Source organism: Methylopila sp. 73B (assembly GCF_000526315.1).
Classification (GTDB): Bacteria; Pseudomonadota; Alphaproteobacteria; order Rhizobiales; family Methylopilaceae; genus Methylopila.
In genome coordinates, this window is sequence record NZ_JAFV01000001.1 from 1,591,665 (window position 1) to 1,618,073 (window position 26,409).

The window sequence follows — 26,409 nt, forward strand, 5'->3', positions numbered from 1 at the left end:
GCTTTAGGCGCCCGCAAGATCAGCCCGGCCCGCCGGCCATCTTGTCATAAACGCCCTTTAGAGCGTCCCGATAGCGCTCGCGCGAGTACAGGGCGGCTTGCGCCTTGCCCTTCGCCGAAAGCTCCGCCCGCAACTCGCCGTTCGTGCTGAGCGTCCGGATCGCCTCGGCGATCGCACGGGTGTCGTAGGGGTCGACCAGCAGCGCCGCGTCGCCCGCGATCTCGGGGATCGACGACTGATCGGAGCTGATGACCGGCGTGCCGCACAGCATGCTCTCGAGCACCGGCAGCCCGAATCCCTCGTAGAGCGACGGGAAGACGACGGCCTTCGCTCCGCGGATCAAACTGACCAGCAAAGGAAAGGGAGCGTAGTCGAACCGGCGCACACGGTCGCGCTGGAAGGTGAAGTTCTCGATCTGCTCAAGGTAGCGGTTGGTGGACTCCGACAGGAAGCGAAGCTCCTCCTCCGACTTCCAGGCGGGCTTGCCGAGGACCACCAGCGGCTCCTTCACGTCGCTCGCGAGGTAGGACTCGATCAGGCGGCCGATGTTCTTCTTCGGCTCGACCGCGCCGAAGTAGAGAAAATACCCCTTGTACTCCAAGCCGAACGCGCCCTCGACCTCGCGCTTCACCACGTCCTCGGGCTTGTCGAGATACTTCTTCGGAATGTCGACCGATTGGTAGGTGTTGGTGATCTTGTCTTCGGGATAGTCGAACAGCTCGATGATGTCGCGCTTCGAGCATTCCGAGACGGTGACGATATGATCGGCGTTCTTCAGAACGCGCTTGATCATCCGCATGTAGAATTTCTTGTTGTCGAGCGTCGTGTACGGCAGCTTCAAGGGCACAAGGTCGTGCAGCGTGTAGATGTTCTTTACCCCCGGAATGCGGATCGGGAGCGGATAGGTCCAGTGCATGACGTCGGGCTTCGTGATCGAGCTCACGCGAAGCATCGTCTTGTAGGTGCGAAAATTGCGGTAGGATTTGTGGAACAGGTCCGGAACGTTCCAGATCTGGTCGAAGTGCGGCATCCGGGATTCGAAGCCGCGCGTGACAACCTTCCCTGTGATCGGAACCTTGTGCGCCTGAACGCCAAGAGGAGCCGACGCCGACTCCGTCATCCAGCGAAAGGCTTGAAGCAACTTCGATGGCGCGCCGGCGTGAGGATCGAAAAACGCGATCTCCCGCATCAGTCTGTCCGCGCTCGGGGACGCCCGGGAGCCGTAAAGGATTTCCGTGTTGTAGCCGAGTTCCCCGCACTCGAAGCTCAGGTTTCGGGCGTAGGTCGCCACTCCGGTCCCCTTCTCGAGGGCCAGGTTGTAGCCATCGAGCATGATCGATCGGCGGTTCGCCATACGAGAACACCTCTTTTCCGCACACCCAAAGTCCGCAACGAAGGCGAGGCCTTGCGACCCGCCGACGAACGCGCACGATCTGAACCACGGGCCGCAACGTAGGCAAGGGAAAGCGTGTCACGGGCGCCAAAAGGCGCTGCCGCGACGGTCGCGCTTTCCATTAGCGGTCCGGCGCCATAGGTTCGCCGCCTGCTTTGACCGATTCAATCCTATGATCTTACATGTAGGGTCGCCCTAGAGGCCCTTCTCATATCCCAAGGCTCCATGCTCCCCGAGACCGTCAGTTCGCCGCTTCCTGAGCTTTCTCCGCAGGATCGGCCGCAGCCCTCATTATCCCCCGCGGCCACGCTGGTGCGCATGAACCCCGGCGTCCTCTCGGTGCCCCTTTCGTGGGTCGCGACGACCCGGGAGCATCCTCACGCCAACGTGGGCGACGCCTTGAGCGCCTTCGTCGTCGCGGTCATGGCAGGCCTGCCGGTTCGGCGCGCCGGATTCGACCAGGCGGCGGAGCGGATGGTGGCGGTCGGGACCATCGGCCACAACCAGCGCAACGGCGTGCTGCATTTCTGGGGAACCGGCGTCGACGCCGAGCGCAATCCGGTCGATCCGGCGCATCGCGGCTACATCCGCCCCCCGGACACCGAGTTCAACGTCTATGCGCTGCGCGGTCCCCGGAGCGCCGCGACGTTCCGCAGCCAGGGCATTTCCGTTCCCGACGTCTATGGCGACCCGGTGTGGGTCCTCCCGCGGATCTGGCCGATGACGGAGGTGGAGAAAACGCACGATCTCGGCGTCATCCTGCACATCTCCGAACTCGAGAGCGCGGATCCGGAGGCCACCGCCAAAGCGATCCTCAAACGCTACTACATCCCGCCGCATCTCCAGGACCGCATCCGCCTGATCAACACCTATTGCCCGGCCACGCCCGAGGCGATGCGGGCGAAGATCGCCGAGATCGTGTCGTGCCGGCGCGTCGTCTCGACCAGCCTGCATGGCCTGGTGATCTCCGAGACCTACGGAATTCCCTGCGCCTGGTTCGGGACCTACGGCGACAGCTACGGCGCCATGCTGGATCTGAACGACCCCGGCGCGCATATCGATCACCGCATGCGCGACTTCTACTCCGGCGCCGGCCGGGACCGCCTGTCGGCCTTCCTGCTCGACCGCGCGCGCCTGACGGATTGGGAGGCGGTCATGCGCTGGGTCGATGAAAGCTGGCGGCCGCTGTCGTACGACGACCGGCCGCTTATCGAGGCCTTCCCTCTGCCGCTCGCGGTCTCGGCAGGATCAAGCGTGTGGAACACGCCGTCGGCCGTGATCGCCAAGATTCCGTTCTGACACGATAAGCGCTCCCCCGTATCGAAAGCTCTTGCTGCACCGCAGCGTGTGACCATAAAATGGTCACTTAAAGAGTTGATGCTTCATCAGCGCCGCCGCAATCCGGGCGCGCTGCAGGCGTCTTGCCGAGCGGCCCGTCCGCTCGGACGGGCGTCCGGGGGACAGCAGGAGACGGCATGCGGGGAAGTCTGGCCGACTACGCGCGAAGCAATGGCGTCGTCCCCCTTGGGTGGGCCGGCTCGACCATGCAGATGGACTATCTGAATTTCGGCGACGCGCTAAGCCCGGTGATGGTCGCCCTCGGATGCGGGCTCCCCGTTCGGCGCGTGCCCTTCAAATCCGCGACGCTTCGCATGGCGGCGGTCGGAACCATCGGCCATGGATTTTCCGGCGGCGAGACGTGGTTCTGGGGCACCGGCAGTTCGAATTGGGCCAATCCCTCGGCGCCGGCCGCGGAACATCTGCCGTTTGTCCCCTCCGCCGACTCCGTCTTCAAGGTTTCGGCGACCCGCGGGCCTGTCTCGGAGCGCCTTCTGAACGGCGGCGGCCAGGGCACGGGCGTGTATGGCGATCCGGTCTGGCTGCTGCCGCGGTTTTACGCCCCGAAAATCGAGAAGAAGTGGAAGATCGGGGTCATTCTCCACCTCTCCGAACTCGCCGACCGGACCTATGAAGCGCACCCCCGCGACCACATCGTGCGGTGCGTGGTCGAGCCGGAGTTTGCGGACGACGTCCGGCTGATCACCACGGTGACGCCGATCTCGATCGGGTCGCTGCAGGACAAGATCGACGAAATTCTCGCGTGCGAACGGATCGTGTCGACCAGCCTGCACGGCATGGTCGTCGCCGAAAGCTACGGCATTCCCTGCTTGTACTTCTCGCCCAACGGCGCCGGGCCGCTCGACCTCGATCTCGATCCCGACGGCGGCACGGACCTTCGGATCGTCGACCTCTACACGGGCCTGGGCCTTAAGACGCGGCGCGCCTATGGACAGAGCCGCGCCGCACGAACGGATTGGGACGCGCTGATGCGGGCGGTCGACGCCAACTGGACGCCGGTCGATCTTCTCGACGGGGACGCCCTGCTCGAGGCCCTGCCGGTCGACGTGGCGCCGATCGCGGCCCACCCGGGCGAGACCATTTGGGAGCACCCCGTACTGACCGGCTTGACGCTGCAGCACGACGTCACCGAACTGCGCCGCGCTGACAAGGCGGCGTCCAAGGCGGCGGCTTTGAAGACGCCCGCATCGGCTGCGCAAGCGCCCGTCGGAGCGGCGAAATGACGATCTGGGCGAACGACCGCCATGAAGGCTGGTTCGTCGCCGCTGCGCGGAACCAGATCCGCACGGTGATCGCGCTGGTCGGCACCGAGTCGTCCGCCCGGTTCGCGCGCAAGACTTTCGGCGTCGTCGAGGAAATCGGCGGCCTCGCGATCATGGTCGCGGGCCTCGCCGCCCTGCGCTACTTCACCGGGTCGAGGACGCATCACGGCATGCCGATGGTGCCGTTCCTGACGTGCGGCGTCTTCATATTCTGGACGTTCAAGACGACCCTGTCCCAGGCTTCGAGCTTCGCCTCCGCTAAGTCGCGCTACGAGTTCATGCCGCGCGTGACGCAGCTCGACGTGCTGATCGCGCGATCGATCGTGAACACGCTGTTCTACCTCTGCCTCGCGATGGGCGCCTTCACGGCGTTTTTCTTTATCGGCCTTTCCGACTGGATCGAGCAGCCGTTCGTGGTCATCGCCGTGCTGGTGGTCGCCTCGGTGTTCGGCTTCGGCGTCGGCATGGTTTTCGGCGCGATCAATACGTTCGCGCCGTTTTTCCGCACCGTGCAGCACGTCTTGATGCGCGTCCTGATGTTCACCAGCGGCGTTCACTTCATCTGGCCGGAAGTGCCGTATATGTTTCGATGGATCATCATCGAAAACCCGCTGTTCCATCTGTGCGAGTTCATCCGCGGCGGCTATTTCGTGGCCTATGAATCGCCTGTGGCGAGCAGCCTTTTCGTCGCAGTCTGGGTGGTCTCGACGCTCGCGATCGGCTTGATGTGCGAGCGGCTCTGCCGCCCCTTCTACGAACGCGACCGCCGCCGCGCCACGGAAAGCGAAGATCCCTTCGCGCTGGACGGCCTATGATCGCGCGCTTGCTCAGAGGCGGCGGCGCCGGCGCGGCGCTGAAGGACAATCCGGCCGGCTTCGCCGAAATCGGCGGCGGGCCCAGCGATACGATCCGTCTGCGCGGCGTGACGAAGGTTCTCGGCTCCGGGCGGAAGCAAACCCTGGTGTTCGACCGCGCGGAGGCGGAGTTCCGCCGGGGCGTGTCGATCGGCGTTCTCGGGGGGGCGAGCTCCGGCAAGACGACGCTGGTCAACTTGCTGAACGGCAACCAGTCGCCGACCGAAGGACGGGTCGATTGCGGCATGACGGTGTCATGGCCGCTGGCGTCGCGCACGATTTTCAGCAAACGTTTCAGCATCCGCCAGAACGTGCGGTTCGTCTCGGCGATCTACAACGCCTGGCCTCCTGATATGCTTGACGCGGTGATTGATCTCGGTAAGATCAAGAGGCAAGATCTCGACATCGCGCTCGACCAGTTACCGGACGAACTGAACACTCGAGCGACGATCAGTCTGTGCTTGGCGCTTTCTTTCGATTGTTACGTTGTCGATGAGCGGGTTGCTTTGGGCAACAAACCGTTTCGCGACTTGGTGCAAGAAAAGCTTCTTGAGATGAAGAGCGACTGCAGCCTCATCGTGGTCACCCGGACGGCGCAGACCATTCGCGAAATGTGCGACGAGTGCTATGTGATCATCGATCGGAAGTTGCGGAAATTCGACAGTAAGGGGGAAGCGATCTTGGCGTTCCGTGGGGCGACCAACGGGCAAGATCTCTCCGACCCGCTCAGCGAGTGATGGCGGAGGTCCAATGAAGATCGCAAACATGAATCCCATCGGCGCCCGGCGCCGGCCCCAGCGTCCCGGCGCAGGCGCTGAGGCGCTCGCGCTGCGGACGCCCACCGCCGCCGCCCCTGCGGCGCCGTCGACCGCAGTGGCGACGCCCGCCGAGGATTTCGTCGACACCCGGCGTCCCTCGCCCCCGCCTCTGCGGCGCGGCCGCATCGACGACGTCGAGAGCTTCGAGCGCCCCTCCTCGCGCGACGCCTGGCGCAAGAAGATGCGCCTCTTCAACGCGCTCTTCCTCGCGGTCCCGCTCCTCGTCGCCTGCGTCTACCTGTTCGGGATCGCCTCCAACCGTTACGTCGCGGAGAGCGTCATCGCCATCCGCAACCCGGCCAGCGGCGTTTCGGGCGTGCCCGGGTCGATGGTCGGCCAGGTCGGGCAGCCGGTGCCGAGCCAGGCCGAGCGCGCGATCGACGAATCCTACGCGGTCGTCAACTACATCAAGTCGCGCGAAGCGTTCGACGAGCTCAACAAGCGGATCAACCTGACGCCGCGGATGCAGGAAACCTCGATCGACTGGTTCGGCCGGCTTTCGCCCGAGGCGCGCCACGAACGGCAGTACCAGCACTATCTCTCCCAGATCGAAGTCTCCTATGACGACCTGCAGGGCCAGATCAGCCTGACGACCTACGGCTACGACGCCGACACCGCCTTCAAGATCGGCGCCGAGCTCTCGCGCATGAGCGAGCAGCTGGTCAACCAGTTCAACGAGCGCGCCCGCGCGGACATGATCAAGCTGGCGCAGGAGCAGGTCTCCGAGGCGGCCAACGAGATGCGCCGGACCAACCAGGCGATCACGGACTTCCAGCTCGCGAACGGCATGATCGATCCGACGATGGAGACCACGTCGTACGGCACCATCATCCAGACCCTGCGGGACCAGATCGCGAGCAAACGCGCCGAGATGACGGCGTTGTCGAAGACCTCGACGCCCACCTCGCCCCGGACGTCGGAAATCCGCAACATGCTCGACGCGCTGGAGGTGCAGCTCACCTCCGAGCAGCAGCGCCTGACCGGCAAGACCGACGCTCTCGCGCCGCTGATCGGCTCTTACAAGATGCTCAGCGTGGATCAGGGTCTCGCCCAGCAGAAGTACTCCTCCGCCGTGGCGATGCTGCAGAGCTCGCTCGTGCAGGCGGAGATGAAGAAGCTCTACATCGTCAACATCGTGTCGCCCCGGGTTCCCGTCGATCCGATCCTGCCGAACAAGCCGAAGAGCCTGATGTGGGTCATCGCCGGCACGATCATCGCCTGGATCATCGCACGGCTGACGCTGGCCTCGATCCGCGACCACCGGGTGTAGGACGCTTGCGCCCCGTCGGCGTCGGCTGACGGGGCGTCAATGATCGTAGACGTGGTCCCCACGCAATTTGTTGCTACACCTTCGCCCCAGTAGTCCACGCGGCGACCATGAAATGTTGAAGTCCTTTCTTTTCCGTCTGGCGTCTAAGTCTAAAGAAGCCGTTCCTACGCTTTCGGAGCCGCCCCGACGCCGGTCTCCGGCTATTGTGATAAAACAGATGTTGTCATTAAGAAAAGCTAAGGAATCCGCCCTCGTAGGAGACTGGGACGGCGTCATCAAGATGGTCGATGCAGATCCTACATTGGCCAAGAATGTCCGAATTCTTCAAATCTACATTCTTGCCGGTCAAGAGCTGAAAGGTGCGCGGACGCTTGACGCCGCAGCCGCCATGGCTCTCGCGAACCCGTGGCAGGTCCGCGAGCGGTTCGGCCTCGTGCGCAAATTCGCGAAGGCCGGGCGGCCGGAAGATGCTTGGCGCTTGCTCTCGATTGATCCTGAGACCCTTAAGGACGCGGGGTTTATCCGCCAGGCCAAAAGGCTCTACGGCGCAGTCAAGGACGCCGGCGTCAAGCGCGAGATCCACGGTCGGCTGACCGAGGCGACCGGCGGCGGTCTCTCCGCAAAGCCGGCGCCCTCGGCGATCGCGTTCCTCGGCGTCGATCGTCCCACTGCGCGGCTGGGCACGGCGCATGCCGCGGCGAGCGCGGAGGTGCCGCCACGCCATCTCGCGGGTTTTGAAAGCGAAATGCTTCTCCTGCAGACCCGGCTCCGTTCGCCGACGGCGCCCAAGGTCGTGGAATTCAACGATGTCTTCGTCGACCGGTTTGGGCAGATCTGGCGTGAGGGCGGCGAGATCATCCAGACCAACGGACGGCCGATCCCGGACCGGGTCGCCACCGACGTCCGACGCCTCGACGCCGCCTGCCACGCGATCATGGGGACCCGCGGCATCTACCATTGGCTCGTCGACCAATCGCCGCGGTTTGGAATGTATCTCGATCCTGCCGCACGGCCTGTCCCCGTAGTAATCGCCGCGGGATCACCGCGCTTCGAGCGCGAGACGTTGGAGCTTCTGAAGCGTTCGCTCGGCGTACAGTACGCTGAGGTCGACGAGCCGGTTTTCGTGAGCCGCCTGTTGATGCCTCGGGTAGGCTTCGCGGGCCTTATGTATCCCGATGCGACCCAGGGCGTGTTCGACGCGCTAAAATCTGAAGCGCTGAAGGCGGCGAAGAAGAAGTCTTACGGCGAGAAGATCTATATCTCCCGGCGGGACGCCAAGAGGCGGCCGATGGTCAACGAAGAGACCGTCGAAAAGGAAATGAACGAACGGGGATTTAACGTGCTGCGGATGGCCGATCTTCCGATCGCGGACCAGATCGCCGCCGCGGCTGGCGCCAAGGTCATCGCGGGTCCGCATGGCGCTGGACTCGCGCACGTTTTGTTCGCCGAGCGCGGGGCCAAGATCGTTGAAATTCTGCCGATCATGGATGGCGCATACGCTCTGCGCTTCAACTACGCGAGACTGTGCACTGCGCTCGGCCATGACTACAGCGCGTGGCTCGAACACCAGCGGGCCGGCACCGACAAGTGGACGACGGAGTTGCCTCAATTTCTACCTTTCCTGGATCAGGCGCTCGCCTGACGCCCCGCAATGCCGGTTCTGTGATGGCCGGCTGACCCGGCGACCATAATTTCTCCATTCCCGGAGCGAAGGGTGCGGTGCAGCACGCCGTAGAAGGCATGCAGAGGGCCGCCGCCCGCGGTCTCTTCAGGATGGAGGGTTCATGGAACCGACGCATCCGTCGCTCCTCGCCGTGGGACGCTTTGGCCTCGGGGCGTCGAAAGACGGCCCGCCGTCCGATCCGCGCGCCCATGTCGACCGGCAGCTCGACGTCGCGCTCCCGTCGTATCAGGGCGACCTGCGCGACACCCCCGGCCAGCTTCGCACCATGGTCGAGCGCCGGCGGTACCAGCGCGAGAAGATCAACGAGCAGGTCGCGGCGAACCGCGACGCCCAACGCAAGGCCGGAAACGACGCCGCTGCGGCTGGAACAGCCGGCGGCGATATGGCTGCTGCGGCCGCGAACGAGATGGCGTCCGGCGGCATGGACGGCGACGGCGACATGGCCATGGACGACGGCATGGCCCGCCGCCAGAAGCGGGACAAGCGGCGGGGCGAATTCGACATCGATCTGACGGGGATCGCAAAGGCGAACAACCGCGCCGAGGACTTCCACGCCTGGCTCGAGTCGGTGCGCGACAGCCCTTGCCCGTACCAGGAACGATTGGCCCTTCACTGGGGCAATCATTTCACGGTCGCGGCGGTGAAAGGCAAGGTGGCGATCACGGTCGGCACGTTCCAGCGCGAGGTCGTGCGGCCGAACGTCGTCGGCTCGTTCCACAACATGCTGGTAGCCTCGACCACGCACCCCTCGATGATCTTCTATCTCGACAACGAGCGCTCAATCGGCCCGGCGTCCAAGGTCGGCCAGCGCGGCAAGCGCGGCGTCAACGAGAACCTCGCGCGCGAGGTGCTCGAGCTGCATACGCTCGGCGCCGACGGCGGCTACACCCAGGCCGACGTCGCCTCGTTCGCCAAGGTTCTGAGCGGCTGGACGGTCGATCTCGACCCGGAGAGCGACGCCTGCGGCACGACCGTGTTCAAGGAGGCGTGGCACGAACCCGGCGCGAAGACGATTCTGGGCAAGCGCTACGCCGACGACGGCGAGGGCCAGCTCCGCGCCGTCTTGAAGGACCTGGCGGAGCATCCCTCGACCGCGCGGCACGTGTCGCGCCGCTTCGCGCGCGCCTTCGTGGCCGACGACGCGTCGCCTGCGCTGCTCACGGCGCTCGAGCGCAGCTTCAGGGACACGAACGGAGACTTGAAGGCGCTCGCCCGCACGCTGGCGCGCCACGACGAGGCCTGGACGGCGCCGCCGGCGAAGCTACGGCCGCCGATCGAGTTCGTCGCCAGCGTCGCCCGCCTGCTCGGCGCGACGCCGCGGCCGCCGGTCCCTTATGTGGCGCTCGTCGCCATGGGCCAACCCTACCTGACCGCGCCCTCCCCCAAGGGCTGGTCGGACGATGACGACGCCTGGGCGACCTCGGACGGCATCAAGACCCGGCTGGACTGGGCGCAGGATCTGTCCGCGCGCCACGCCGATCGCCTGAACATGAAGCAGCTGGTCGACACGCAGCTCGCCGGCCTGCTGTCCGATGAAACCCGCACCGCCGTGCTGCGCGGCGAAAGCCAGGAACAGGCGCTCACGCTTCTGCTGCTGAGCCCCGACTTCCAGAGGAGATAGGCGATGACCGGCACCACCCGCCGCCACTTCCTGGCGGCCACCAGCGCGGCCCTGTTCGCCTCGCCCTTCATCCCCAAGGCCTGGGCCGCTGGGAGCCGCGATCCGCGGCTGCTCGTCGTCATCCTGCGGGGCGGACTCGACGGCCTCGGCGCGGTGATGCCGGTCGGCGATCCGGATTTCGCCGCGCTGCGCGCGGATTTCCAAAGCCCGAAGCTGGGCGAGGCGCACAGGCTCGACGCCATGTTCGCGCTCAACCCGAGCATGCCGGCGCTCGCGAACCTCTACGATCGCAAGGAAGCCCTGATCTTCCACGCGGTCGCCACGCCCTACCGGGCGCGCTCGCATTTCGACGGCCAGGAGGTTTTGGAGAACGGGATGCCCAAGTCGGGCACCGGCGAGGACAGCGGTTGGCTCAACCGCGCGCTCGCCGCGATGCAGCCCGAGAAAGGCGTCCGGCTCTCCCCGAAACGCGGTCTCGCCGTCGCGGCGACGACGCCGCTCATTCTGCGCGGCGCGGCGCCGGTCGAGAGCTGGCAGCCGCAGGCCATGAACTACGCCCGCGCCGACACGCTCCAGCGGCTGGAAGCGCTCTACGACGCGCGCGACCTCAAGCTGGCCGCGGCGCTGCGTGAAGGCGCCCGGGTCGACCTGTTCCTGGGCGACGAACCCTCGATGAAGCGCCTGCAGCAGGAGGCGCCGGCCTCCTCGAAGGGCTTCGCGCTCGCCGCCAACGCCGCCGCGCGCCTGATGGCGGCGCCGGACGGCCCCAGGATCGCGGTGATGAACTTCGACGGGTGGGACACCCACACGGCCGAAGGCCCCTACGACGGCCGGCTGGCGAAGAACCTCGTCGCGCTGGACGAAGGCGTGACGGCGCTTCGCACCGGCATGGGTCCGGTCTGGGCGGACACCAGCGTCCTGATCGTCACGGAGTTCGGCCGGACCGCGCGCGTCAACGGTACGAAGGGCACCGACCACGGCAACGGCGGCGTCGCGTTCCTGGTGGGCGGCCGGGTGAACGGCGGTCGCGTGATCGCCGATTGGCCGGGGCTCAGCGAGAGGGCCCTGTTCGAGGACCGCGATCTGGCGCCCACAACGGACATGCGGGCGGTGCTCAAAGGGCTCCTGGCCGACCAGCTCGACATCGACGAGAAGACGCTCGGTAGCACGATCTTTCCCGGCAGCGAGCAGGTTCGGCCGATGCAGGGCTTGATCCGCGCCTGACGCGACGCGGCTGGACGAAGGCGTCTGGTCCAGGCGCACTTGGAACGCGATCGTCCGTGACCGAGCTCGCGGATGCCCGCGGCGTCGAGATCGACACCCGCCCCGACGTAGGGGAACGCCAGCGTGGGCGCGACGGCGTGATTCATCCGAGCTGATCGTGCCCAAACAAAAAGGGGCGCCGCAGAGCGCCCCTTTTTGCATGCGTGATCCAGAGCGGCCTTATTGGCCGAAGGTCTGGCCGGTCTTGGCGATCGTCGCGCCTGTGAGCACAGGGCTCACCGTCATCCGGAACAGGTCGAGCATCTTCGACAGCTCCACGGAGCCGGCGTTCGAGAGATAGACGATGTCCTTCTGGCGCAGGTTGAAGCGGTCGGTCAGGAAGAAGCCGCCCGCGCTGCCCATGTCGAACTGGTAGACGACCGGCACGAAAGCGCCGCCGCCCGGGCCGCCTGGCGCAAGCTGGTCCGCGATCGCCCGCGGCTCGTAGCGCAGCACGAAGATGCCCTTCGCGTCGGCGCGCGCGTCGTTGAGGCCGCCAGCGCGCCCCAGCGCTCCGGCGAGGCTCAGGGGCTCCGCCGGCAGAGGGAACTCCGCGGAGGTGCCGGAAGCGCCGAGCATCAGGTAGGTGCGCGCCACCGTCGAGACGTTGATGAAGTCGCCTTTCTGTACGCGGATGTCCGAGCTCGGGCTCTGCAGCAGCGCGTGCAGACGCACGGAACGCGTGGTCGAGCCGCGGGTCAGCGACACCACCGTGTCGCTCGGTCGGGCGGCCGGGCCGCCGGCGCGCGTCACGAGCTGGAGAAGCGTCTCGCCGGCCGGCGTGATGTCGAACTCGCCCGGCGACTTCACGTCGCCGCCGACGACCACGCGATTCGCGAGATTGGCCGACAGGCGCACGAGGACCTGCGGCTGAACCGCGTTCTCCTTGAGCTTCGATTCGATCTCGAGTCCGAGCTGGGTCGGCGTCTTGCCCGCCGCCTTCACGCGCCCGACGAAGGGGAAGACGATCATCCCGCCGCCGTCGATCTGGATGTCCGGCAGGGTGACGATCTTGGAGCCTTCGCCGCCGGCGCTGGCGCTGCTGATGCCCGTGAAGAGGCCGCCCGAAGTCGGTTCGATCACCGTGACGGAGATCGCGTCGCCGGCGCCGAGCGCCCCGCCGCCCCCGCCGCCGCGGAAGAACCCGTCGGTGGACATCCCAACTTCGCCGTAGGCCGACAGGATGCTGCTGGCCTGGGCGGAGTACTTCACAAGGCGAAAAGGCAGTGTCTTCGGAGATTGGGCTTCACGCTCGACAGCGCTTGCCTGCGGCCCGCTGGATGGCAGCGAGGTGCAGCCGGCGAGCGGAGCCGCCGCGAGAGCGACGCCGAGGCAGGCGACCGACGCCTGCCGAGAACTCGGACGCCAGTAAGCACGACGCTTGAACGCATACATTCAGTTCGCCTTCTCAGTTTCGCGCGCGCTCACATTGCTCATCCGCGCGGCTGCGGCAAGAGCCACAAACGCAGGCGGTCGGCGAAACGCCACCGAAGATCGCGAGCCCATTCCGAACACCCGACGCCAGATCGACGTCCGACCGCATCCGCCACGACGACGCATGCCGATCGAAGGCCGGTCCGCTGGAAAGACGTCCGATACGCCAAGGCCGCAAGCTCCCCCGTCAATCATTGCCCCGATAACGGTCTTGAACCCTTTAATTGAGCGTAAATGAGGCCTTACGAACCGTGCCAGCAAAGGCCCGGTCGTCCACAAGTCTTTCTGGTCAGGTGTTGAGAGGCGGCAACAGTTTTCGGAATCAGGCGACTTTGTGGCCAAAGAAGCCGGCGCAGCGGTGTTCATGGCTGCGATCTATTGCTGCGCGGCATCAAGGTGTTGAGCCCGGGCGCGAATTGGGCCATGCAGAGCGCATGTCAGTTGCGGGTCGGGCGACCTCGCCCCCGGCGCCCGCTGACGAGACGAGGAGTTCCTTTTTGCATTCGACTGAGATCGCCGAAGTCGCGGCGTCCATCGGCGCAGCGCCCGTGAGCTGGGTGGCGGCGACTCAGGACCAGACCTATCTCAACCTTGGCGACGCATTGAGTCCCCTCATGGTTGCGATGCTGTCGGGTCTCCCGGTCTTCCACGAGGCCCACCGCTCCGACCTGCCGCGGCTCGCGGCCGTCGGGACCATCGCCCACAGCTTCGAGAAGGGTTCGGTCTCGGTCTGGGGAACGGGCACCTCCGCGAACCGCAATCCGCTGCACCACGGCGATAAGATCCCGTTCGTTCCGAACGCCGACACGGCCTACAAGGTCTATGCCACCCGCGGGCCGGTGACGCGGGCGATCCTCAAGGAGGAAAACGCGGTCGGACCGGCGGCCTTCGGCGATCCGGTGTGGGCGCTCCCGCGGTTCTACGCTCCCAAGATCGAAAAGAAGTACGACCTCGGCGTGATCGTACACCTCTCGGATCTGGTCGACCGCAGCCTCACGGCGCAGCCGAAACCCGAGATGCTGCGTTACGAGATTTCCGACGAATTCAAGGGTCGGATCAAGATCATCAACACCGTGACGGACGTCTCGCTCACGGCGATGAAGGACCGGCTCGACGAAATCCTGTCCTGCCGGCGCTTGGTGTCGACCAGCCTCCACGGCCTTGTCTTCGCCGAGAGCTACGGCATTCCCTGCCTCTACTTCGCACCGCGCGGGGCGGAAGGGAAGGGTCTCCAGACGCGTCCGATGGACCCTGACGACGGCTACGATCTTCGGATCACCGACCTGTACCTGGGCGTCGGGCGAAAGAGCATTCCGATCTACCATCAGGCGCGGCGCCAGAAGACCGACTGGGCGAAGCTGATGGCCGCGATCGACACGGCCTGGGAGCCGATCGACTTCGACCTCGACCCGCTGCTCGAGGCCTTCCCCCTGCCCTACGCTCCGATCTCCGCCGAGCCGGGCAAGACCATCTTTGACCATCCCGCGATCAAAGCCGTCCCGCTGCGCCATGGCCAGCCGAGCCCGGCGCGCGACTTGCTGCGCACCCTGTGGCGAAAGAAAATGGCGGCCGCGGCGCGCTAGGCCTTCGCCCCGAGATCGCCCGTACGGACCCGGAAAAAGAAGGGCGCGGCCATGGCCGCGCCCTTCTTGCATTCAGGACAGCGCCTTCTGCAGCACGCGCGCCAGCCGCGCCGAGAAGCCCGCGGCGTCGTCCGGCCGCTCTCCGTCGAGGATCCGGGCTTCGTCGAACAGCAGGCCGACGGCGTCCTCCTTGAACGCCGCGTCGACGTCCGCGCGCGCCGCCAGAGCCGCGACGAGCGCGTGCGACGGGTTGATCTCGAGCACGGGCTTGGCGGCGGAGCCGGCCCGCCCGGCGCCGGCAAGGATCTTCTCGAGCTGGCGATCGGGCCCATGGTCCGGCGCGACCAGACAGACGGGGCTCTCGGTCAGCCGCTCGGACGCGCGCACGTCCGACACCTTCTCGCCGAGCGTCGCCTTCGCGAAATTGATGAAGGCGGTCACGGCGGGCGTCGTCTCCGCGACGGAGGCGTCCTCGGCGGCCTCTGGCTTCGCGATCAGCGACAGGTCGGCCGCGCCCTGCGTCACCGACTTGAACGGCTTGCCCTCGAAACCTTGGACGGAAGAGGTCCAGAAGCTGTCGATCGCGTCCGACAGCAGCAGCACCTCGACGCCTCTCGCGCGGAAGCCTTCGAGATGCGGCGACGCCTTCAGCCGCTCCGGCTCGGCGCCGGCGAGGTAGTAGATCGCGGTCTGGTTGTCCTTGAGGTCGGCGAGATACTGCTTCAGCGTCCGGAAGCCCTCGCCCGAGGCCGTGGTGCGGAAGCGGGCGAGCCCCAGCAGCTGGTCGCGGCGCTCGAAATCCTCGTAGATCCCTTCCTTCACGACCGCGCCGAAGGCCTCCCAGATCTTCGCGAAGCTTTCGGCGTCGTTGTCCGCCAGCTTCTCCAGATCGCTGAGCACGCGGTTGGTCACGCCCTTGCGGATCGCGGCGAGGACCGGGCTTTCCTGGATCATCTCGCGCGAGACGTTCAGCGGCAGGTCGGAGGAATCGACAAGGCCGCGCACGAAGCGCAGGTAGCGAGGCAGCAACTCCGCGTCGTCGGTGATGAAGACGCGCTTGACGTAGAGCTTCATCCGGCCCGCGCGCTCGGCGTCGAACAGGTCGTAGGGCGGGGCCGAGGGGGTAAAGGCGAGCGCGACGTATTCGTGGCGGCCCTCGGCGCGGAAATGGGTGGTCACGGCCGGCTCGTCGAAGGCGCCGAGGCCGCGGTAGAACTCGGCGTAGTCGTCCTTCGAGATCTCGGCTTTGGGCTTCAGCCAGAGCGCGGCGCCGTCGGAGAGCGCGCGGGGCTCCGCGCCGGGGCTTTCGACCAGATAGACGGGCGCCGGCACGTGGCCCGACTGCGCCTTGACCGCGCGCTCCAGCGTCCAGGCCTCGGCGTAGGAGGCCGCGTCCTCAAGCAGGTGAAGCGTCACGCGCGTGCCGCGGGCGGGTGCCTCCTCGAGATCGGCGGCCGCGATCGTGAACGCGCCCTGCCCGTCCGACGACCAGACCGACGCCTCGTCCGCTCCGGCCCGGCGCGACACGACCTCGACCCGCTCCGCGACCATGAAGGCCGAATAGAACCCGACGCCGAACTGCCCGATGAGGTGCGCGCCCTCCTTGCCCTGCGCCGCCTCCACCCGCTCGATAAAGGCCTTGGTGCCGGAGCGCGCGATGGTGCCGAGCGCCTCGATCATCTCCTCGCCGCTCATGCCGACGCCGTTATCCTCGATCGACAAGCGGCGGTTGGCGCCGTCCGCCGTCAGGGTGATCCGCGGTTTCGGATCGTCGGCGAGCAGTTCGGGCCGGGAGATCGCCTCGAAGCGGAGCTTCTCGCAGGCGTCGGCGGCGTTCGAGACCAGCTCGCGGAGAAAGACGTCCTTGTCTGAGTAGACCGAGTGCACCATCAGGTGCAGCAGCTTGGCGACGTCCGCCTCGAAGGGGCGGCTCTGGGGGCTCGTCGGCTGCGAGGCGGGGGCGTCGACGGTCATGGGCGGTCTCCGGTTCGTCCAGCGCGTTTCGGCGCGTGAGATGGCTGGCGAGCCGGCGAAGATCAAGAGCCCCGGCGCAGGGCGATTGGCGAGTTCAGGCGAAGCTGCGCTTCAGCACCGCGACGACCCGCGCGAAGCCGGCGTCGTCCAGCATGTCGCTGTTGGTCACCGTCAGTGCGCGCGCGGCCAGCGCCTGCGCATTGGGCGCGTTCGCCGGCGGAACGATCGTCTTGAGGTAGTCGTAGTCCGGCAGCGCGAAGCGGTAGAGACGGCTCACCCCGAACCCGCTCGGCCACAGACGGGCGAGCGCCGTCTCGCAGGCCGAGGCGTGGGGCGCAAGCACCAGGAAGAACGGCCAGACGCCGGCCTCCTGCGGCCGGTCGTAGAACACCGTCGCGCCGGGGATCGCGGCGAGCGCGCTGAGGCGCACCCGCGCGCGCTCGGCGGCGTCCGCCTGGAACGTCGCCAGCCGCGAGATCGCGCGCGCGCCGACGCCGCTCCGCCAGCGGCCCACGCGGTGCATGGGGATGCGAAGAGGAAAGACGTCGCCCACCGCGGAAGCGACGTCGCCGGCCGCGAGCGCGCGGCGTCGCGGAGACCCGTAGACCCGCCCGAGCCCGCGCGGGTTGTAGAGCGCCCAGTAGAACAGCAATTGCAGCGCCGCGCGCCGTTCGGCCTCGGCGTCCGGCGCGATGGTTTGCGCCGAGGTCAGCGCCAGCTCCTTGCGGAGGGCGTCGTCGTGGGCCCAGAGCAGGCCGCCGTCGAAGATCGACAGTCCGTCGCCGACCCCCAGGCTGAAGAAGCCGAGATCGCCGATCGCGCCCACGGCACCTGCGGCGGAGACCGCGCCGAAGGCGTGCGAGGCGTCCTCGATGACGAAGGCCCCAACAGAGCGGGCGACCGCGATCGTCGGTGCGACCGCGGTGACGCGGCCGGCGAGATGGGTCGGCACCACCGCGAGCGTGTCGGAATCGCAGAGGCTCGCGAGCTGCGTCAGGTCGAGGTCGAGGCTGTCGGCCGCCAGATCGCAGATGCGCAGCTCCAGCCCGCACTGGGCCACGGCGATCGCGATCTGCGGCGAGGTGTAGGCCGGAACGACCACGGCCCGACGGCCGCTCAACCGATGCAGGGTCTTCAGCGCGACGATGAACGCCGCGGCCGCCGAGCTTTCCAGCTGCAGCCGCTGGACGCCGATGTGGCGCGCCGCCGCCGCCGCCAGGTCGCCCCAGCCGAGCAGGTCGCTTGCGACGAGAGGCAGGCCGGCGCTCGGCGCCGCTTCCTTCCGCAATGTCGGAAAAACGGACATTCAGGCGCGCGTCGGCGCGCCGACGCCTGAGCGCCGGATGGCGTCGGTGAAGGCCGCGAAACGGGAGCGCCGCGGGGACGGGGGAGCGAACATCAAGACCTCAGGCGCATGAGCGCGCGGAACCTACGTAGTCCACCGGATCGACGCAAGCGACCGGCGCGCGCGTCACCACCCCCGCACCCGAAGAGCGACGGGAAGGCGGCGCTCCTCCGTGTCGCGGCCGTCCCCCGCCTCCCACATCCACATGGCGAACAAGGCGTCAGCGCCGAACGCCGCCATCGGCATGTGCCAGACGCCCGGCGCGTAGTGCACGCCGACGTCCGGCGGCGCCGCGAAAGCTTCGGCGCGGTCGACCGACGGCTCGCCGTCGGCCCCCGACGGCGCCACGACGACGAGGTAGGGCTCCGCGAGCCGGATGGGGACGAAGGTCTGCGACGCGAGCGGGTGGCGCTCCAGCAGGTCGATCGCGAACGGCTTGGGCGACGCCGACACCGCATAGAGCGCCAGGACGGGGTCCGCGGCGCAGGCGTCGTGCTCCAATCGCGCCACGCCGTCGTAGCGCAGCGCGCGGCCGTCGTTGACCCGCCGGCTCTGATCTCCTGGGGCGACTACGTCCCCGAACGCGGCGAAGGCCTCCTGCGTAAACGGACGGGCGTCGAGCACGCCTCCTGGAGCGGCGCCCGCCCATTTATTAGCCATTCACTACCTCCTTCGACTTTCGTCGCATGACGCCGGCCCGCGCGAAACCACGGCTCTAGCGGATGGCACGACGTTTGCTGCGCCGCACTCAACGGCGCGATGGCGCCGGACCGCGGGGAGAGCATGATGTTTCGAACGACCCTGACGCGCGCAGCCCTTGCGGCGTCCCTGATCCTCGGCGCGCACGGCGCGGCCTCGGCGCAAGGCACGCTCCGGATCGGCATGACCGCCTCCGACATTCCGCTGACGACCGGCCAGACGGACAACGGCGGTGAAGGCATGCGCTTCATGGGCTACACGGTCTATGACGCGCTCATCAACTGGGACCTGACGAGCGCGGACAAGCCCTCCGTCGTCATTCCCGGCCTTGCGACCGAGTGGGGCATCGCCCCCGGCGACGAGACCAAGACCAAGTGGCTGTTCAAGATCCGGCCGGGCGTGAAATTCCACGACGGATCGGACTTCACGGCGGAGTCGGTGGTGTGGAACCTCGACAAGCTGATGAAGACCGACGCGCCGCAGTACGACCAGCGCCAGTCCGCGCAGGGCAAGTCGCGCATTCCCGCGGTCGCCTCCTACCGCGTCGTCGACCCGATGACGCTGGAGATCGTCACCAAGGCGCCGGACGCCACCCTGCCCTACCAGCTCGCCTGGATCATGATGTCCTCGCCCGCGCAGTGGGAGAAGCTCGGCAAGAGCTGGGAGGCCTTCGCCAAGACGCCGTCCGGCACCGGCCCGTGGAAGCTCACCGCCTTCGCCCCGCGCGAGCGCGCCGAGATGGCTCCGAACAAGGAGTATTGGGACAAGACCCGCGTGCCCAAGCTCGACAAGCTCGTGCTGATGCCGCTGCCTGAGCCCAACGCCCGCGTGGCCGCGCTCCGCGCGGGCCAGGTCGACTGGATCGAGGCGCCGGCGCCCGACGCGGTCGAGTCGCTGAAGGGCGCGGGCTTCCAGATCGTCACCAACGCCTATCCCCACAACTGGACCTGGCACCTCTCGCGCGTCGAAGGCTCGCCGTGGAACGACATCCGCGTGCGCAAGGCCGCGAACCTCGCGATCGATCGCGAGGGCATGAAGGAGCTGCTGTCGGGCATGATGATCCCGGCGCAGGGCTGGCTGCCGCCCGGGCACCAGTGGTTCGGCCAGCCGACCTTCAAGGTGACCTACGATCCTGAGGCCGCGAAGAAGCTTCTGGCCGAGGCCGGCTACGGGCCGGACAAGCCGATCAAGACCCGGATCCTGATCTCGCCCTCGGGCTCCGGCCAGATGCTGCCGCTGCCGATGAACGAGTTCATCCAGCAAAGCCTCGCCGAGGTCGGCATCCAGGTCGACTACGAGGTCGTCGAGTGGAACCAGATGATCAACATCTGGCGCGCCGGCGCGAAGGATCCCTCGTCCCGCGGCGCGACCGCGATCAACTACTCCTACTTCATCCAGGATCCGTTCAGCGGCTTCATCCGGCAGACGCAGTGCAACCTGTCCGCGCCCTCCGGCGTGAACTGGGGCTACTACTGCGACCCCGAGACCGACAAGCTGTTCGATCAGGTGCGGACCACCTTCGACCCGGTCGCCCAGACCGAGATCCTGAAGAAGGTGCACGAGAAGTTCGTGAACGACGCGCTGTTCCTGTTCGTGACCCACGACGTCGCCCCGCGCGCCATGAGCACCAAGGTGAAGGGCTTCGTGCAGGCGCAGAACTGGTTCCAGGACTTCGGCACGATCACGATGGAGCCGTAACGCCTCGGACGCAGGCGCTGCTTCGCCTCTTCCCGCCGGGGAGAGGCGAAGGCCTCGCCCTTCATGAGGGACGGCGAGCGGACAATCGGGGGTCTGTCCGATGCTTCTCTACATCCTGAAGCGGATTCTCTACGTCGCGCCGGTCGCGCTCGGCGTCAGCGTGGTCTGCTTCATGCTGGTGCATCTCGCGCCCGGCGATCCGCTCACCGCCATCATGCCGGTGGACGCGACCGCCGAGCAGCAGGCGGAGATGCGCGTGATCTACGGCTTCGACAGGCCCCTGCCGGTGCAGTTCGGGCTCTGGTTCGGCAAGGTCGTGACCGGCGATCTTGGCAAGTCGATCGCGACCGGAAGGCCCGTTCTCGACGAGGTTGCGCGGGCGGTGAAGAACTCGCTGATCCTCGCCTGCGCCGCCACGCTGATCGGCTTCGCGCTCGGCTCGTTCTTCGGCTTCGTCGCCGGCTACTTCCGCAACAGCCCGCTCGACAGGCTCGCCTCCGCAATCTCGGTGCTGGGCGTCTCGGTGCCGCACTACTGGCTCGGGATGGTGATGGTCATCATCTTCTCCGCCCAGCTCAACTGGCTGCCGCCGACCGGCGCCGGGCCAGGCGGCTCCGCGGACTGGCGGCCGGACCTCGAGCACCTGCGCTACATCATCCTGCCCGCGATCACGATGTCGGTGATCCCCATGGGCATCATCGCGCGCACCGTGCGGGCGCTCGTGGCCGACATCCTCGGCCAGGAGTTCGTCCAGGCTTTGCGGGCGAAGGGCCTCGGCGAATGGGGCGTGTTCAAGCACGTCGTCACCAACGCCGCCCCGACCGCGCTCGCCGTCATGGGCCTCCAGCTCGGCTACCTGCTCGGCGGCTCGATCCTGATCGAGACCGTGTTCGCCTGGCCCGGCGCGGGCTTTTTGCTCAACGCCGCGATCTTCCAGCGCGACCTGCCGCTGCTGCAGGGCACGATCCTCGTGCTGGCGATGTTCTTCGTGAGCCTCAACCTGATCGTGGACGTCGCCCAGACGGCGCTCGATCCGCGCATCCAGAGGGCCTGACGCCATGGCCGCCATCGCCGACAGCGTCGCCCTCGAACCAGCCCCCACGAAGCCGAGCCGAGGCTACTGGGGCAGCGTGCTCCAGCGCCTGCGGCGCGACCCGGTGGCGATGGTCGCGCTCGGCGTCATCCTGCTGATCGTGTTCGCCGCCGTGTTCGCGCCCTGGATCGCCCCCGCGGACCCGTTCAAGGGCTCGATGATCCGCCGCCTGAGGCCGGTCGGCACGCCCGGCTACCTGCTCGGCTCCGACGAGCTCGGCCGCGACATGCTGAGCCGCCTGCTCTGGGGAGGCCGGCTGTCTCTGTTCCTCGGCATCACGCCCGTTATCCTCGCCTTCGGTATCGGCTCGGCGATCGGCATCGTCGCCGGCTACCTCGGCGGCTGGATCAACACGGTGACGATGCGCACCATCGACGTGTTCTTCGCCTTCCCCTCCGTGCTGCTGGCGATCGCGCTGTCGGGGGCGCTGGGCGCCGGCATCCTGAACTCGATCGTCTCGCTCACCGTGGTGTTCGTGCCGCAGATCGCCCGCGTGGCGGAGAGCGTGACGACGCAGATCCGCACCCGCGACTATGTGGAGGCCGCCCGCATCTCCGGCGCCAGCGGCTTCACGATCGTCCGCGTGCATGTGCTCGGCAACGTTCTCGGGCCGATCTTCGTCTACGCGACCAGCCTCATCAGCGTGTCGATGATCCTGGCCTCCGGCCTCTCGTTCCTCGGCCTCGGCGTGCGCCCGCCGGAGCCGGAATGGGGCCTGATGCTAAACACGCTCCGCACCGCGATCTACAACCAGCCGCTGGTGGCCGCGCTCCCCGGGGCGATGATCTTCCTGACCTCGATCTCGTTCAACCTGTTCTCGGACGGCCTGCGCTCGGCCATGGAGGTCCGCCAGTGATCATCGGCGAACCCGCCCCGCCCCCCGGCGGCCCGACCCGCGACCGCGGCGGGCCCGGCCAGCCCCTGCTGTCGGTCAAAGGCCTCATCAAGCACTTCGGCCAGAAGAAGGGCTTCCTCACCAAAGCCGGCCCGGTGGTGCGCGCCGTCGACGGCGTCGACTTCGACGTCGCCAAGGGCGAGACGCTCGGCATCGTCGGCGAGAGCGGCTGCGGCAAGTCCACCACGGCGCGCCTCGTCATGCAGATCATCCGGCCGGACGCCGGCGAGATCCTGTTCGACGGCGAGGCGGTCGGCTCCCGGGCGCTGGAGCTGAACGCCTTCCGCCGTCAGGTGCAGATGGTGTTCCAGGACAGCTACGCCTCGCTCAACCCGCGGCTCACGGTCGAGGACACCATCGCCTTCGGGCCGCGCGTGCACGGCGCGACACGGCGCGCGGCGGCGACCCGGGCCCACGACCTGCTCCACCGCGTCGGCCTCGAGCCCGCACGCTTCGCCGGGCGCTACCCCCACGAGCTTTCCGGCGGCCAGCGCCAGCGCGTGAACATCGCCCGCGCGCTGGCGCTCGACCCGCGGCTGCTGATCCTCGACGAGGCGGTGTCGGCGCTCGACAAGTCGGTGGAGGCGCAGGTGCTGAACCTGCTGCTCGACCTCAAGGACGAGTTCGGCCTGACCTACATGTTCATCAGCCACGACCTCAACGTCGTGCGCTTCATGTCGAACCGCGTGATGGTGATGTACCTCGGCAAGGTCGCCGAGTTCGGCCCGTCCGAAGCGCTGTTCGAGACCCCGCGCCACCCCTACACCGGCGCGCTGCTGGCCTCGATGCCGTCGATGGATCCGGACGCCCGCACCGAGGTGGCGCCTCTGGCGGGCGACCCGCCGAACCCCATCAACCCGCCGCCCGGCTGCCGCTTCAATCCCCGCTGCGCCAAGAGCGCGGCGCTCTGCGCGCACCAGGAGCCGACCCTGCTTGCGGCCGGCGAGGGCGATCACCGCGCGGCGTGCTGGCTCGTCGACCCCTCCTCCGGCCACCCGAGGCTTGCGGCATGAGCGACGCCCTGATGGTCGACGTCGCCGGGCTGACCGTCGACTTCAAAGGGCCGAAAGGCCCGATCCGCGCGGTCGACGGCGTCGACCTGCACCTGAAGCGCGGCGAGACCGTCGCGTTGCTGGGCGAATCCGGCTCGGGCAAGAGCGTGACGCTACGCTCGCTGATGCGGCTCCACCCCTCCTCCGCCAGGATCGGCGGCAAGGTGGAGGTGGACGGCCGCGACGTGCTCAAGCTGTCGTCGCGGGAGCTCGCGGGCCTGCGTGGGCCGATCGTCTCCATGATCTTCCAGGATCCCGGGCTCGCCTTCGATCCGGTCTACCGCATCGGCGACCAGATCATGGAAGCCGTCCGCCGCCATGAGACACTCTCGAAGGCCGAGGCGCGGGCGCGGGCGCTCGCGTTGTTCGAACGGGTGCGCATCCCCTCGCCCGACAAGCGGCTCGACAACTACCCCCACGAGATGTCCGGCGGCATGCGGCAGCGCGCGATGATCGCGCTCGCCCTCGCCTGCCGTCCGAAGGTGCTGCTCGCCGACGAGCCGACGACGGCCCTCGACGCCACAGTGCAAATCCAGGTGCTGCTGCTGCTCCGCGAGCTGCAGCGGGAGCTTGGCCTTGCGGTGGTGTTTGTGACCCACGACATCGGCGTCGCGGTCGAGGTCGCGGACCGGATCGCGGTGATGTACGCCGGCCGCATCGTCGAGATGGGCCCGGCGCGGGACGTGATCCGCGAGCCGCGCCACCCTTACACGCAAGGGCTCCTGCTCTCGCGCGCGAGCCATGCGCCGACCCCCGGGGCCCGGTTGGCCGCGATCCCCGGCGCGCCGCCGGACCTCGCCGACCTGCCGCCGGGCTGTTCCTTCCGCCCGCGCTGCGGGCACGCCATCGACGATTGCGCGGAGGTCCAGCCCGAAGCGGTCTCGGTCGGCGCCGCCCACTTCGCGCGCTGCATCCGCACCCGGACGACGGCCGAGGCTTACGAAGCCGTGGTCGCATGACCCGGGCGGCGCGGCGTTCAGCTCCCGCGCCGCGCGTCCAGGGCCGCCTCGACCGCAGCCGCCACGCCGTCGAGCACCAGCGCGCCGGCCTCCGCCGCGATCTCCTCCGCAAAACCCGCGAAAGGCGCGCCGCCCAGCAGCACCGCCTCGGCGCCGTCCTGCTCCACGCAGGCGCGCACGGCCGCCAGAACCTCCGCGCGATGAGCCGCGCGGTCGGAAATCAGATCCCGCACCCCGGCGCGAACGAGACGAAGGCCCACGAGCTGCCGCGACAAGCCGAGGTCGTCGATGCGCGCGCGCACCGCGTCCTCCATCGCCGCGCCGGCGGTGACCAGCGCGAAACGTCGCCCGCCGGCGCCTGCGGCGCGCAGGCCGGCGCGGCCGAAGCCCACCACGGGCATGATCCCGAGCGCCGTCGCCTCTTCAAATCCTGGATCGAGGAACGCGGCCGTGATAGCCGCGTCGCATCCGGCGTTCGCGCGCAGGGCGTCGACGACGGCGCGGACGGCGGCCTTCGCCTCCTCCACCGTCTGGATGCCCGGCGCGCCGAAGGCCGCCGTCACGGCGACGATCTCCGCCCTGGGCCCCGCCGCGCGGCGCGCTTCGGCCGCAAGCAGGGCCGTAACGGATTCTGCAGTGTTGGGATTGATCAGTAAGATGCGCGTTTCGCCCGCCACGACGTCTGCCTTCGATCCTGAGATGCTCACGCCTCCTAGCACGACTTCGACCTCCCCCGGCGCCTTGGCCCCCATGGGCGCCCGCATCTGCGAGCGGGTGGACGCCCTCGCGGCGATTTCCGCCGAGAAGGGCGCGATCACGCGCGTCTTCATGAGCCCCGAGCAGAAGCGCGCGAGCGAACTGGTTCTCGGCTGGATGACGGAGGCGGGCATGGACGCCCGCGTCGACGCGATCGGCAACGTCGTCGGCCGCTACGAAGGCGCGACGCCCGGAGCCCCGGCGATCCTCGTGGCCTCGCACCTCGACACGGTGCGCAACGCCGGACGCTGGGACGGCATCCTCGGCGTGGTGACGGGCATCGAGTGCGTCGCCGCGCTGGCGCGCGAGGGCCTGCGCCTGCCCCATGCGATCGAGGTCGTCGGCTTTTCCGACGAGGAGGGCGCGCGGTTCGGCGCCACAATGCTGGGAAGCAAGGCGCTCGCGGGGGCCTTCGATCCGGCCTTGCTGAAGCTGCGCGACGGGAACGGCGTCGCCATGGCCGACGCGATCCGGGCCTACGGGCTCGACCCGGAGCGGATCGGCGAGGCGAGGCGCGATCCGTCCGAGATCGCGGCCTATCTCGAGGTCCACATCGAACAAGGCCCGGTGCTGGAGAACTGCAAGCTGCCGATCGGCTGCGTCAGCGCCATCTGCGGCGCGACGCGGCTTGCCGTGACGCTCACCGGCGCCGCGGGCCACGCCGGCACCGTGCCCATGAACCAGCGCGCCGACGCGCTCGTGGGCGCGGCGGCGGCAGTCCTCGCCGTCGAGCAGGCCGCGACCGCGACCCGAGGGCTGGTGGCGACCGTCGGCCGGCTGATGGTCGAGCCCGGCGGCGCGAACGTCATCCCCGGCCACGTGGCCTTTACCGTCGACGTCCGCGCGCCGCAGGACAACCAGCGCTTCTCGACGCTGAAGCGCATCGAGGAGTCGATCGTCGCGATCGCCTCGACGCGCGGCCTCGGGGTTTCGATCGAACGCATCCACGAGGAGCCGGCGGCGCTTTGCGACCGGGCCCTGCAGGACCGCATCGACGCCGCAATCGAGGCCCAGCGCTACGAGCCGCTGCGGCTCGCGAGCGGCGCCGGCCACGACGCCATGGTGATGAGCCGGATCGCCCCAATCGGCATGATCTTCGTCCGCTGCCGCGCCGGCCTCAGCCATCATCCGGACGAACACGCCGAGCCCCGCGACGTGGACGCCGGGGCGCGCGCGCTACTGCACGTGCTCAAGAGCTTCGAAACGTCCCCGCTTTGAAGCCGCGCCTCACGGCTACGTGACCTCGAACTGCTCAACAATGCGCCGGATTGCCCAAAAGTCGTAGGCACTTCGTCAACGAGCCCTGCAGCGAACGCCTCGGTTTAGGGCGTCTGCCGTTTGGCATACCGCTTGCTCCTCCGATCCTGAAACGCGGGGCTTACCCCGCATTTTTAGCG

General features: G+C 67.9%; 21 protein-coding genes. 15 read left to right on the forward strand and 6 right to left on the reverse strand.

All coding sequences use genetic code 11. The features are described from left to right. Positions 1-19: 19 nt before the first annotated feature. Positions 20-1,354: a glycosyltransferase family 1 protein gene (locus K244_RS0107565; RefSeq protein ID WP_020185649.1), complete on the reverse strand. Its 1,335-nt coding sequence runs from the start codon at positions 1,352-1,354 to the stop codon at positions 20-22. 357 nt (positions 1,355-1,711) lie between these two features. Here K244_RS0107565 and K244_RS0107570 point away from each other — a divergent pair, with 357 nt between their 5' ends. The 8 genes from K244_RS0107570 (at position 1,712) to K244_RS0107605 (ending at position 11,485) form a co-directional block, all read left to right on the forward strand. Further along, the gene (locus tag K244_RS0107570) at positions 1,712-2,692 is read left to right on the forward strand and encodes a polysaccharide pyruvyl transferase family protein (protein WP_020185650.1); all 981 of its coding nucleotides are present in this window, start codon (positions 1,712-1,714) and stop codon (positions 2,690-2,692) included. A gap of 176 nt (positions 2,693-2,868) precedes the next feature. Continuing rightward, complete coding sequence (locus K244_RS0107575) at positions 2,869-3,975, forward strand: polysaccharide pyruvyl transferase family protein (protein ID WP_020185651.1); 1,107 nt, start codon at positions 2,869-2,871, stop codon at positions 3,973-3,975. Continuing rightward, positions 3,972-4,829, forward strand: coding sequence for an ABC transporter permease (locus tag K244_RS0107580; RefSeq protein WP_020185652.1), 858 nt, complete (start codon positions 3,972-3,974; stop codon positions 4,827-4,829). The genes K244_RS0107575 and K244_RS0107580 overlap by 4 nt, the downstream gene beginning before the upstream one ends. Beyond that, on the forward strand, positions 4,826-5,605 hold the full coding sequence (locus K244_RS0107585) for an ATP-binding cassette domain-containing protein (RefSeq protein WP_020185653.1): 780 nt from the start codon (positions 4,826-4,828) through the stop codon (positions 5,603-5,605). The genes K244_RS0107580 and K244_RS0107585 overlap by 4 nt, the downstream gene beginning before the upstream one ends. A 13-nt stretch (positions 5,606-5,618) precedes the next feature. Further along, positions 5,619-6,956 carry a hypothetical protein gene (locus K244_RS0107590; protein ID WP_020185654.1) on the forward strand — a complete coding sequence of 446 codons (1,338 nt, stop codon included), beginning with the start codon at positions 5,619-5,621 and terminating at the stop codon, positions 6,954-6,956. A gap of 280 nt (positions 6,957-7,236) precedes the next feature. Beyond that, the gene (locus K244_RS22595; RefSeq protein WP_197027150.1) at positions 7,237-8,598 is read left to right on the forward strand and encodes a glycosyltransferase 61 family protein; all 1,362 of its coding nucleotides are present in this window, start codon (positions 7,237-7,239) and stop codon (positions 8,596-8,598) included. 142 nt (positions 8,599-8,740) lie between these two features. Continuing rightward, positions 8,741-10,261 carry a DUF1800 family protein gene (locus tag K244_RS0107600; protein ID WP_020185656.1) on the forward strand — a complete coding sequence of 507 codons (1,521 nt, stop codon included), beginning with the start codon at positions 8,741-8,743 and terminating at the stop codon, positions 10,259-10,261. 3 nt (positions 10,262-10,264) lie between these two features. Beyond that, the gene (locus tag K244_RS0107605; protein ID WP_020185657.1) at positions 10,265-11,485 is read left to right on the forward strand and encodes a DUF1501 domain-containing protein; all 1,221 of its coding nucleotides are present in this window, start codon (positions 10,265-10,267) and stop codon (positions 11,483-11,485) included. Between the two features lie 219 nt (positions 11,486-11,704). On the opposite strand, the gene K244_RS0107610 is transcribed toward K244_RS0107605, so the two are convergent. Next, complete coding sequence (locus tag K244_RS0107610) at positions 11,705-12,682, reverse strand: polysaccharide biosynthesis/export family protein (protein WP_197027151.1); 978 nt, start codon at positions 12,680-12,682, stop codon at positions 11,705-11,707. 773 nt (positions 12,683-13,455) lie between these two features. Here K244_RS0107610 and K244_RS0107615 point away from each other — a divergent pair. Beyond that, entirely contained in the window at positions 13,456-14,541 is a 1,086-nt protein-coding gene (locus tag K244_RS0107615) for a polysaccharide pyruvyl transferase family protein (protein WP_020185659.1), read from the forward strand. A gap of 72 nt (positions 14,542-14,613) precedes the next feature. On the opposite strand, the gene htpG is transcribed toward K244_RS0107615, so the two are convergent. The 3 genes from htpG to K244_RS0107635 form a co-directional block, all read right to left on the reverse strand. Beyond that, a complete protein-coding gene (gene htpG, locus K244_RS0107620; protein WP_020185660.1) occupies positions 14,614-16,515 on the reverse strand; it encodes a molecular chaperone HtpG in 1,902 nt (633 codons plus the stop codon). A gap of 94 nt (positions 16,516-16,609) precedes the next feature. Beyond that, complete coding sequence (locus K244_RS0107625) at positions 16,610-17,821, reverse strand: DegT/DnrJ/EryC1/StrS family aminotransferase (RefSeq protein ID WP_020185661.1); 1,212 nt, start codon at positions 17,819-17,821, stop codon at positions 16,610-16,612. 165 nt (positions 17,822-17,986) lie between these two features. Next, a complete protein-coding gene (locus K244_RS0107635; protein WP_081761445.1) occupies positions 17,987-18,520 on the reverse strand; it encodes an ureidoglycolate lyase in 534 nt (177 codons plus the stop codon). Positions 18,521-18,646: 126 nt separating this feature from the next. Here K244_RS0107635 and K244_RS0107640 point away from each other — a divergent pair, with 126 nt between their 5' ends. From K244_RS0107640 to K244_RS0107660, 5 genes are all read left to right on the forward strand, one after another. Continuing rightward, on the forward strand, positions 18,647-20,257 hold the full coding sequence (locus K244_RS0107640; protein WP_245259747.1) for an ABC transporter substrate-binding protein: 1,611 nt from the start codon (positions 18,647-18,649) through the stop codon (positions 20,255-20,257). Between the two features lie 100 nt (positions 20,258-20,357). Further along, positions 20,358-21,311 (forward strand): ABC transporter permease, encoded by a 954-nt coding sequence (locus K244_RS0107645; protein WP_020185665.1) that lies wholly within the window; start codon positions 20,358-20,360, stop codon positions 21,309-21,311. A 4-nt stretch (positions 21,312-21,315) separates the two neighbouring features. Further along, complete coding sequence (locus K244_RS0107650; RefSeq protein ID WP_020185666.1) at positions 21,316-22,206, forward strand: ABC transporter permease; 891 nt, start codon at positions 21,316-21,318, stop codon at positions 22,204-22,206. Positions 22,207-22,208: 2 nt separating this feature from the next. Beyond that, a complete protein-coding gene (locus K244_RS0107655) occupies positions 22,209-23,258 on the forward strand; it encodes an oligopeptide/dipeptide ABC transporter ATP-binding protein (RefSeq protein WP_036306384.1) in 1,050 nt (349 codons plus the stop codon). Next, positions 23,255-24,256: an ABC transporter ATP-binding protein gene (locus tag K244_RS0107660; RefSeq protein ID WP_020185668.1), complete on the forward strand. Its 1,002-nt coding sequence runs from the start codon at positions 23,255-23,257 to the stop codon at positions 24,254-24,256. The genes K244_RS0107655 and K244_RS0107660 overlap by 4 nt, the downstream gene beginning before the upstream one ends. A gap of 17 nt (positions 24,257-24,273) precedes the next feature. Here K244_RS0107660 and K244_RS21610 read toward each other — a convergent pair whose 3' ends face one another. Further along, positions 24,274-24,963 carry an aspartate/glutamate racemase family protein gene (locus tag K244_RS21610; RefSeq protein WP_197027152.1) on the reverse strand — a complete coding sequence of 230 codons (690 nt, stop codon included), beginning with the start codon at positions 24,961-24,963 and terminating at the stop codon, positions 24,274-24,276. Between the two features lie 43 nt (positions 24,964-25,006). Between K244_RS21610 and K244_RS0107670 the strand changes: the two genes are divergently transcribed. Further along, positions 25,007-26,230 carry an allantoate amidohydrolase gene (locus tag K244_RS0107670; protein WP_024816379.1) on the forward strand — a complete coding sequence of 408 codons (1,224 nt, stop codon included), beginning with the start codon at positions 25,007-25,009 and terminating at the stop codon, positions 26,228-26,230. Positions 26,231-26,409: the final 179 nt, after the last annotated feature.

Coding starts and splice junctions, on each gene's coding strand:
- K244_RS0107565 (WP_020185649.1), bottom strand. CDS start 1,354: ATGGCGAACCGCCGATCGATCATGCTCGATGGCTACAACCTGGCCCTC.
- K244_RS0107570 (WP_020185650.1), top strand. CDS start 1,712: ATGAACCCCGGCGTCCTCTCGGTGCCCCTTTCGTGGGTCGCGACGACC.
- K244_RS0107575 (WP_020185651.1), top strand. CDS start 2,869: ATGCGGGGAAGTCTGGCCGACTACGCGCGAAGCAATGGCGTCGTCCCC.
- K244_RS0107580 (WP_020185652.1), top strand. CDS start 3,972: ATGACGATCTGGGCGAACGACCGCCATGAAGGCTGGTTCGTCGCCGCT.
- K244_RS0107585 (WP_020185653.1), top strand. CDS start 4,826: ATGATCGCGCGCTTGCTCAGAGGCGGCGGCGCCGGCGCGGCGCTGAAG.
- K244_RS0107590 (WP_020185654.1), top strand. CDS start 5,619: ATGAAGATCGCAAACATGAATCCCATCGGCGCCCGGCGCCGGCCCCAG.
- K244_RS22595 (WP_197027150.1), top strand. CDS start 7,237: ATGGTCGATGCAGATCCTACATTGGCCAAGAATGTCCGAATTCTTCAA.
- K244_RS0107600 (WP_020185656.1), top strand. CDS start 8,741: ATGGAACCGACGCATCCGTCGCTCCTCGCCGTGGGACGCTTTGGCCTC.
- K244_RS0107605 (WP_020185657.1), top strand. CDS start 10,265: ATGACCGGCACCACCCGCCGCCACTTCCTGGCGGCCACCAGCGCGGCC.
- K244_RS0107610 (WP_197027151.1), bottom strand. CDS start 12,682: ATGTCCACCGACGGGTTCTTCCGCGGCGGCGGGGGCGGCGGGGCGCTC.
- htpG (WP_020185660.1), bottom strand. CDS start 16,515: ATGACCGTCGACGCCCCCGCCTCGCAGCCGACGAGCCCCCAGAGCCGC.
- K244_RS0107625 (WP_020185661.1), bottom strand. CDS start 17,821: ATGTCCGTTTTTCCGACATTGCGGAAGGAAGCGGCGCCGAGCGCCGGC.
- K244_RS0107635 (WP_081761445.1), bottom strand. CDS start 18,520: ATGGCTAATAAATGGGCGGGCGCCGCTCCAGGAGGCGTGCTCGACGCC.
- K244_RS0107640 (WP_245259747.1), top strand. CDS start 18,647: ATGTTTCGAACGACCCTGACGCGCGCAGCCCTTGCGGCGTCCCTGATC.
- K244_RS0107645 (WP_020185665.1), top strand. CDS start 20,358: ATGCTTCTCTACATCCTGAAGCGGATTCTCTACGTCGCGCCGGTCGCG.
- K244_RS0107650 (WP_020185666.1), top strand. CDS start 21,316: ATGGCCGCCATCGCCGACAGCGTCGCCCTCGAACCAGCCCCCACGAAG.
- K244_RS0107660 (WP_020185668.1), top strand. CDS start 23,255: ATGAGCGACGCCCTGATGGTCGACGTCGCCGGGCTGACCGTCGACTTC.
- K244_RS0107670 (WP_024816379.1), top strand. CDS start 25,007: ATGGGCGCCCGCATCTGCGAGCGGGTGGACGCCCTCGCGGCGATTTCC.